This window comes from Pseudomonas sp. P5_B2, assembly GCF_056400445.1.
On the sequence record NZ_JBFULH010000609.1, the window covers coordinates 1 to 2,384 of the forward strand.

A 2,384-nucleotide genomic window follows, 5' to 3' on the forward strand; every position below is an offset into this window, starting at 1 on the left:
AGCAAGGGCAAAGCGCCGTCGACTTACACAATCGAACTGCAAAATGGTGTGCGCAAGGCACTTCCATTCGCGGACAAGCGCGACTTTGAAGAAGCGAAAAAAGGCTTCATCGCTGCACCGACCTACGACAAGATCATGGCTGATGCCGGGAACGTCGCCTGGAACATGGGCAGTTATAACTTCCTGACTGAAGGCAAGGATTTCGACAGCATCAATCCGTCCCTGCAACGCCAGGCAGTCCTCAACATGGCCTTCGGTCTGTATGAGGTGGTTCCGGACAAGATTTACCAGGTTCGCGGGTTTGACTTGGCCAACATCACCTTCATCAAGGGCGATACGGGCTGGATTGTGTTCGACACCCTGATGTCGAAGGAAACCGCCAAGGCAGCCCTGGACTTCATCAATGAAAAAGTCGGCAAGCGTCCGGTTGTCGCGGTTGTGATTTCTCACTCCCATGCCGACCATTTCGGTGGTATCCGTGGAGTGGTCGATGAAGCCGATGTGCGTAGCGGCAAGATCCCGGTGATCGCACCCGAAGGTTTCATGGAGCATGCCGTGGCGGAAAACGTCTACGCCGGCAATGCCATGAACCGGCGCGCGTTCTTCCAATATGGTGTGATGTTGCCGCACAGCCCCTACGGCCATGTCGACATGGCCATTGGGAAAAATGCCTCCATTGGCAGCATGGGGCTGATCGAGCCCAATCGCTACATCTCGAAAGATTTCGAAACCATGACCATCGACGGTGTGGAAATGGAGTTTCAAAGTACGCCCGGTACCGAAGCACCCGCGGAGATGAACACCTGGTTCCCGCAATTCAAGGCCTTCTGGGCCGCCGAAAACATTACCGGCACGATCCATAACATTTACACCCTGCGCGGTGCTCTGGTCCGTGATCCGCTGGTTTGGTCGAAGAACATCAACAATGCCCTGTATCGTTATGGGCAACAGGCCGATGTCATGTTCGCCTCCCACAGCTGGCCACGCTGGGGCAATGACCGGATTCAGGACGTCATGCGCGCGCAACGCGATGCCTATGCCAACCTGAACAATGCGGTCCTGCACGCCGCCAATCAGGGCGTCACCATCAACGAGATTCAAAACGTCTACAAGTTACCCGAGAGCCTGAAAAACAACTGGGCGACTCATAGCTACCACGGCTCGGAAGAGCACAATAGCCGCGCCGTGATCAACCGCTACCTGGGCTACTGGGATGCCAACCCGGCGACACTGATGCCGCTGTCTCCGAAAGATTCGGCACCGCTGTATGTAGAAATGATGGGTGGCGCCGACAAGATCATGACCAAGGGGAAATCCCTGTTCGATCAGGGTAAGTACCGCGAAGCCTATGAAATCCTCAATAAACTGGTGTACGCCGAACCCCAAAACAGCAAGGCCAAGGACCTGCTGGCGGATGTTTATGAGCAAGTCGGCTACCAGAAAGAAAGTGCCGGAGTACGCAACAGCTTCCTCGCTGCGGCGTATGAACTGCGCCATGGCATGCCCAAAGGGGTGCCGCCGAAATCCACCGGGCCTGACATGATCCGCGCCATGAGCACCGAGTTGTGGCTTGAATACCTCGGCATCGCCCTGGACGGCAGCAAAGTCGCGGATCAACACTTCGTCTTGAACCTCAAGACTCCGGACAATGGTGAGCAGTTTGTGGTTGAGTTGAGCAATTCGACGCTGACCAATATCAAAGGGCAGCAGGCGAAAAATCCCGACCTCACCATCACCGTTAACCGCTCTGATCTTGAAGGCGTAATGGCGAGGAAAACCGGCTTCGATCAACTCGTGCAGGCTGGCAAAGCCACATTCGAAGGCAACCCTAAACCCTTCGCACAGTTGATGACCGCCATCACCCCGTTTACCCCCGCGTTTGAGCTGATACCTGGCACCAATCAGTAATCCATCGCCTGCAATACGGTGAAGTAACCTTGCGCACGTGGAGACCTGTCGTGCGCAAGGTGCACAAAATCCGGGATCAGGTTTTCAGGGTTGCTGTCCGAGACGAGAGAGTGTCTCGCGCATTGGTTCGACTGATACCCCGATCCACCCATCGAGCGGTCTGTTCATTTCTTGAATAAGCAGGATCGCCGCGGAGGCCGAAAGCGCACACGTAAAAAACGCGACAACGACCGTCCCGTTTTKGGGGGCGAACACGCCGAACGCGCCGAAGATGACGGATAGCCATGCGACGAGAATGATCAGAAACGTAACGGGAATCGAGCCTTGGGCTTGTAGCAGTGTTAACCAGCGTGCAGCCAGCACTTCATCGGCAATCTGTTGCGCATGAGCCTTGAGCGCTCGCTGAGAATCGTTGCCAGGCTTCAAATCATCAATCTGTTGCCTGATGGCGTCCGAATGGCTGATGGCCTGCGGGT

General features: G+C 55.5%; 2 protein-coding genes. One reads left to right on the forward strand and one right to left on the reverse strand.

Annotation, left to right across the window (positions count from 1 at the left end):
• Positions 1–1,908 (forward strand): alkyl/aryl-sulfatase (locus tag AC1DRJ_RS24625; protein WP_477804456.1); only part of this gene is annotated, 1,908 nt, incomplete at its 5' end.
• Positions 1,909–1,992: 84 nt separating this feature from the next.
• On the opposite strand, the gene AC1DRJ_RS24630 is transcribed toward AC1DRJ_RS24625, so the two are convergent.
• A partial coding sequence (locus AC1DRJ_RS24630) for a bestrophin-like domain (RefSeq protein ID WP_477804457.1) occupies positions 1,993–2,384 on the reverse strand: 392 nt, incomplete at its 5' end.